General features: G+C 40.8%; 5 protein-coding genes. 3 read left to right on the top strand and 2 right to left on the bottom strand.

Annotated elements, in window-relative coordinates; genetic code table 11:
* The first annotated feature begins 113 nt into the window (after positions 1 to 113).
* The 3 genes from CYL31_RS12335 to CYL31_RS12330 all read left to right on the top strand — a co-directional run bounded on the left by CYL31_RS12335 (position 114) and on the right by CYL31_RS12330 (position 2,429).
* Positions 114 to 305, top strand: a complete 192-nt coding sequence (locus CYL31_RS12335; RefSeq protein WP_212915538.1) for a transposase — start codon at positions 114 to 116, stop codon at positions 303 to 305.
* A 508-nt stretch (positions 306 to 813) separates the two neighbouring features.
* A complete protein-coding gene (locus CYL31_RS20910) occupies positions 814 to 939 on the top strand; it encodes a hypothetical protein (RefSeq protein ID WP_502845431.1) in 126 nt (41 codons plus the stop codon).
* A 188-nt stretch (positions 940 to 1,127) separates the two neighbouring features.
* A complete protein-coding gene (locus CYL31_RS12330) occupies positions 1,128 to 2,429 on the top strand; it encodes an OmpP1/FadL family transporter (RefSeq protein WP_212915537.1) in 1,302 nt (433 codons plus the stop codon).
* Between the two features lie 120 nt (positions 2,430 to 2,549).
* Here CYL31_RS12330 and CYL31_RS12325 read toward each other — a convergent pair whose 3' ends face one another.
* Together CYL31_RS12325 and CYL31_RS12320 are read right to left on the bottom strand one after the other, a co-directional pair.
* On the bottom strand, positions 2,550 to 4,802 hold the full coding sequence (locus tag CYL31_RS12325) for a sensor domain-containing protein (protein ID WP_212915536.1): 2,253 nt from the start codon (positions 4,800 to 4,802) through the stop codon (positions 2,550 to 2,552).
* Between the two features lie 112 nt (positions 4,803 to 4,914).
* Complete coding sequence (locus CYL31_RS12320; protein ID WP_212915535.1) at positions 4,915 to 6,033, bottom strand: DUF1513 domain-containing protein; 1,119 nt, start codon at positions 6,031 to 6,033, stop codon at positions 4,915 to 4,917.
* Between the last annotated feature and the right edge of the window lie 3 nt (positions 6,034 to 6,036).

Genomic DNA, 6,036 nt, shown 5'->3' with positions numbered 1-6,036 from the left:
AGTAACGTAATTTCAAAATATTAATAGTTCATAAGCTTGGTGCTTAATCGGTATGGACCCACTTTTGTAGACATCTCATAGCTATATAATAATAGGTAAAAATGAGGTTAATTATGAGTGGAAAACGTTATACCGATGAGTCCAAAATTGAAGCTGTTAAACAAGTCACTGAGCAGGGCTATAAAATTGTAGAAGTGGCTGAGCGACTTGGCGTTAGTTGCAAAAGTATGCACTATTGGATTGCCCGATACAGCAAATCTGAAACGAGTCGAAAAGCGGAAGATTCGGCTTTGTCAGAGATCTAACGGCTCAAAGCTGAACTTAAACGGGTGACCGAACAGAGGGGATATTTTAAAGGAGGACGCCGTGTACTTTCCCGGTGAGTCAAAGAAAAGTACACGTCCATAAAATTACGGCTCAATGATTATTCTATTGTTGTATTGTGTCGAGCGCTGCAAGTCTATAAGAGCGTTTTTTATGCTTGACTAAGTTGTCCAAAAAGTCGACGAGAACAAGAGGATGACTAGCTTGCTATTGCCATTAAACCGCATTGGCTTGAAAGAGGTTGTGTTTATGGCTACCGCAAAATCACCACAGACCTAAAGGGATAAGGTCAGTCTTGTGGGAAGAATCTTGTGCTAAGGGTGATGCGCCGCGAGGGTCTAAAAGCGCTAATAGGCTACAAACGCCACCCTGTTTTTTATCGTGGATCTGAACGTAATACAGCCCCTAATACACTCGATAGAGCGTTTGTTGTCCCAGAACTAGATCAAGTATGGGTGACCTATTTTACGTACATCCGGACAAATTTACGTGACCGTCGTTGTTGATCTATTTTCTAGATTGGTCGTAGGGTGGTCAATGAGATCAAGGGCTACAGCGGAGTCCGTTATTGATGCTTTACTCATACCATTTCCTGAGTTCACTTATTCCAAATAAATTTACAATGTAAGTATGTCTGCGACCCCTCACTATTTTTCCTTTTTAGACTAATATTGTGTAAATAATCTATTGCGCAAGAAATACTTGCTGGTAATATCACCCTATGTGCTTCTATACTTGAAGCGTATAAGTGGTTTAATGATAGAAAATAAAATTTCCAATAAAAATAACAATGGAGCTTATTTATGACTACCTCCTCAAAATTCTTGTTTAAAGCAAGTCTTGTTGCCGCCTCTGTAGCAGCGTCATCAGCTTATTCAGCTGGTTTTGCTTTAAATGATCACAGCGCCACAGCTTCAGGTAAAGCCTTAGCCGGTGTAGCAGCTTCTAATGAAGATATTTCTGCCAGCTTCTGGAACCCTGCGCTCTTTGTAAATGCTAAAGATACAACTGTCTATGTGTCAGGAGCTTATGTCATGCCGAGTATGGATGTGACTGATATTTCTGCTAATAATGCTTCTGCAGCCGGTGGAGCTGCTATTACTGGTTCTACAACAAACAGTGATTCTGTAGATAATACACTTGTACCTTCGTTTTATTTTGCTAAACCTCTTTCAGATAAAACTGTAGCGGGTATTTCTCTGAACGTACCTTTTGGCTTGTCTGGTGATTATGGAGATGACTGGGCTGGGCGTTTTCATGCAACTGAAACATCACTTCAAGATATTGCTTTGAGTTTTGCGCTAGCGCACCGTGTTAATAGTTGGGCATCAGTTGGTGCGAGTGTACAAATACATCGTGCAGAAGTGGTTTTAGGTTCTGCTGTTGGGATTTCTGGTGTAGAGGGTGATGGGCGCATTGAAGCGGATGATACTGGTTATGGTTACAGCTTCGGTGTGGCATTGGAGCCAGTTAAGGGTACACGTTTGGGTTTAGGTTACCGTAGTGAAGTAGATTTCGACTTTAAAGGTGATGTAAAGTATAAAAATGTTGCAACTTTGAATGCTAGTGCACTTACTCCTGGATATGACCTAATTAATACAACAGTATCGGATTCAATTACTCTGCCCTCAGTTCTTACTTTAAGTATAGAGCAAGAATTAACGAAAAAATTGATTTTAGGATTGTCTGCTATTAGAACAGGTTGGGGGTCTATGGATGGTCTGAACATCGATTTTGATAGTGACCAACCAAACTCTGTTCTTTCCTTTGGTTTTGAAGATCAATGGATGTATTCTGCAGGCTTAACCTATACATATTCAGACCAGCTGACTTTGCGTACTGGTGTTGCAATGGATAACTCTCCTGTCACGGATGAATATCGCTCAGCTCGCACACCAGATGGGGATCGTAAGTGGATCTCTGTAGGGGCTACTTATGACTTCAATGATATGACATCGGCTACATTTGCCTTTACCCATGTGATGATAGATGATGTGTCTGTTAGTCGTGATGGAACTGGTGAGGATCGTGCTCGTGGTAATATAGATGCAGACTATAGCTCCTCAGCAAATGTCATCTCTGTTGCAATGAACATGGCGTTCTAACTTATCCCTTTTGAGTGGCAACGCTTTAAAAAACCAGAGTTCAATTCAATTTGATCTCTGGTTTTTTGTATCCTGGGGTAGGTAATTCTTTGAAACTGCTGATGTCTTACTCTATTTGACTTAATACACCATTCGTAGCTCTTTCGCTTTGGCGTTGTCTTTTGCTGTCCAGTCGCTGAGAGGTGATGGCTTAGCGAAATAATAACCTTGCAGTGTTTGGCAGCCTAAGGCGGCTAGTAAATTAGCTTGCTCTTTCGTTTCGATTCCTTCCGCGATTACTCTCATGCCAAGTGATTCAGCAAGCTGTATAGTTGATTTGACAATGTCTACATGGCGTTGGTCATCTGGTAAGGGTGAAACAAAACGACGGTCTATTTTTAGTATGTTAGCAGGGATGTCGACAAGCTGCCCCAGCGAGGCTTGGCCCGTACCGAAGTCATCAATGGCGATTGAGTAGCCATATTGCGATAAACTTCTTAAACGCTTGTGTATGAGAGGGTGTGTCATTACTGGGCTGGTTTCTGTTATTTCTAGTTCCAGCATACTACCTAGCCATGGATTATCAGCAATTAATGTCATCAACAAAGCAAAAAATGCATCATTCATCAGTTCTTGTCCAGCCAAGTTAAAGGCTATTGGTGTATGAATGTGTTCTTTATGCCATTCCGATAGGGTCTCTACGAGTTCGCGTACTAGGTTTTCGGCTAGTAGCGGAAGTAGGCCTAGTTTTTCTGCTATTTTGATAAAGGTTGTAGGAGGAATGAATTTTCCATCGCATTGCCATCTGGCAAGTGCTTCGAAGGAGCGTATTTGTCCATTGGGTGATACTTGTGGTTGTAGCCAGAGTGCGATTTTTTTATTTTTAATGGCAGCGCTGAGTTTCAAGCCAAGCTTGTGTTCTTCAATGAGCTTATGTTCAAGACTATGATTGTAGTACGAGAAGCGATCTGTACTGGTCGAGTACTCCAATGCCATTTCACAGTGTTCTAATAGTTCTTCTGCTGTTTTGCCATCAGTATGGTAGTAAGCGATGCCTACCTGATAGTCCATATTCAATCTACTGCCATCGACGGTTATTTGGCTAGGAAGTACAGAGTGAATGAGAGCTGATAGGTTTTTTTGAATTAAATAGGCTTGCCCTAACGGTACAAAGCAAGAAAATTTTACGCCCCGTAAGCGGCCAATGATAGCGTGTTCAGACAGTTTATTTTGTAATGTTTTTGAGAAATTGAGAATGACTTTATTGGCACTATCTTTTCCGTATTGTTTGTTGAGTAGTTTAAATTGGCTAATACGAATAATGAACATAGCGCCAGTCAAATGACTATCTTGATCGTCAATGCGTTGGTTTACTTGACGACAGAAGTGTCGATGGTTAGGCAAAAGTGTGAGCAAATCAAAATGGGCTAAGCGGCTATTAGTTTGTTGTGTATTTTCAAGCTCTTGCTGTATTGCTTTTAGTTGAGTTGTGTTTTGTAAATGAAGAACATAATAACCATGCTGGGTTAATGATGCTCTGCGTATCTCAATGTGTATGTTTGTTTTTTTCTTTAAAGTGCATTCCGCTATGTTCGATTGCCAAAAAAAGCGACCTGTCTGACCAAGCGGTGACAACCAGTCAGTAATTGTGGAATCAGATATGTGCTTGTTGGGAGAGTTGGTAAGTAACTCGCGAACCAATTGATTGGCTTTAAGGATTTTGCCTCGTTGATCACAAAGTAGGGTTGGCGTCCCTGTGTTCTCAAAGAATTCTTCATACATCGCGTAATTATCGTTTAGCTTGCGATAAAGCAATCTCATATGTGAGGCGTTGTTTTCAAGCGTTTGAATGATTCTTGAGACCGCTAGAGGTAAGCCGATGTTGAGCGTGACGAAAGTCAGCAATTGAAAATAAAAAGACGACGCAATATCTATTTGGTCGTTATTCAGCCCGTCGTTAGTCATTAGATAAAAAGGATAAAGGTTAACAATCATTGCTACTAGAGAGGCTTTGAAGCTGAAGAGTAGGCGAGTAATGAGTGGTAACGAGTATAACGATACTAATGCATATTTTTCTGCATGAAATTCATCGCTGAGTGTGAGTAATAGAAAGCTTGTGGTTATTAGAGTTATAAGAAAAAAAACGGCTGTAGTTTTTGTGTACTTGTCACTGAAGTAAAGTAGGGCACCAAGAAAGCATAGGTACGCACTGTTTATGCCTAAGAAAGAAATCTCGCTGGGTATAAAGAGAGTGTGGATTTCTGAGACAGCAAAAATACAAATTGTCAGCGCGAGTAAAATTCGTAAGGCGCTTTGCTGGAAGGCTTTTTCGTCTCCCCCTGTTGAGGGATCTGAATCTACTAGAAAGTAATTTTTAAGAAAATCAATAAACATTAATAAACTTCATAATGCGAAAAAAATAAGCCGCAGTTATTTGCGGCTTTCAATAGACAGTACCTAAAAATCAAGAATTTGACTACGTTAGTTTATAGTTTTAATTAAAAAATCATGTGTTGATTTGTCGCAAATGATTATCCCAATGTAAGTCTGGGTGTTTTTTAATCAATTTTCTGACGTTTTGTACAGGATTGCTTGTTAGCTGAGAGCCAATGCCGCTGGTTAATAAAAATTCGTGGGCATTGTCTGTAGCAACAAGGCCACAAACATCACGACAATTTTCTACTCCTAAAAAGGTTTTTGACCCCACGTGCCAATAGGCGACCAGCCCGCCTCTAGGTGTACTTATTGCAAGTATTTCACCTGAGTTATCGAAGCAAACGCTGCCGCAGTATTGTTTAAAACGAACTCTCACCTCTTCCGGAATCGGTAAATATTCTAATTCTTCTTGATCAATGCGCGATAAGGCAACCAGTGGAACTTGATCCCACATTGCCCCTTGATATTGAAAACCTAAAGCAACGGTTCCATGCTGGTTTACGTCAAGATGCCGAATGCTTAATTGGTGCAGCTCATCGTTATTGCCAGACTGATTTAAGACACTGCCATCTTTTAGATTCAAGTAAGTAACGTTTGGTTTCATGGTATCCAGATTTAAGATTTTTCGGTCTTCGTCTGGATGAGTCATCAATCCACCATTGGCAATCACTAATACTTGGTCGTTTAAAAGTACGGACTCATGAGGTCCAATACCATTGCTGCTAAAAGATTGAACCACCTGACCACTTGGCCATTCGCGCACAAATATTTTACCTTGTCCTGAAGGATAGTGGTTTTCTTGAGTAATCAAGCGCTTTCCATCAGTAGTGAAGAGAGCGTGCCCATAAAAATGATGGTCTTGAGTTGGCTCTATGCGCATTATATTTTGATGTGTTGATACATCAAAAAAATCCATAAAAAAACCAGGTCTTCGGGCGACAATACCTACAATACTTTGGTTAGGATGAACAACCGGAGCGTGTGCTCTATCTAAGAGCTTTGTGTCCCATATCATCTCTCCCTTCTCATCAAACAGGCCAAAAAAGTGCTCTTGTTTATTGAGAGAATAGGCCGAAGCATAAAGTTTCTTACCTGCATTCTGTTGGGCTAATGTTGCCCAAGATGGTGCAGTAATGATCGCGCCACTCAAAGCGCTACTCATCGTAAGGAAAGACCGTCTTGAAAGCATCTG

This window comes from Marinomonas sp. A3A (assembly GCF_018336955.1).
GTDB classification, from domain to species: Bacteria; Pseudomonadota; Gammaproteobacteria; order Pseudomonadales; family Marinomonadaceae; genus Marinomonas; species Marinomonas lutimaris.
Note: the sequence above shows the minus strand (reverse complement) of the source record. Positions and strands in the feature narration are given on the sequence as shown.

What these genes read in the sequence shown, in the direction of transcription:
- CYL31_RS12335 (WP_212915538.1), top strand. Translation starts at nt 114, where the DNA reads ATGAGTGGAAAACGTTATACCGATGAGTCCAAAATTGAAGCTGTTAAA.
- CYL31_RS12325 (WP_212915536.1), bottom strand. Translation starts at nt 4,802, where the DNA reads ATGTTTATTGATTTTCTTAAAAATTACTTTCTAGTAGATTCAGATCCC.
- CYL31_RS12320 (WP_212915535.1), bottom strand. Translation starts at nt 6,033, where the DNA reads ATGCTTTCAAGACGGTCTTTCCTTACGATGAGTAGCGCTTTGAGTGGC.
- CYL31_RS12330 (WP_212915537.1), top strand. Translation starts at nt 1,128, where the DNA reads ATGACTACCTCCTCAAAATTCTTGTTTAAAGCAAGTCTTGTTGCCGCC.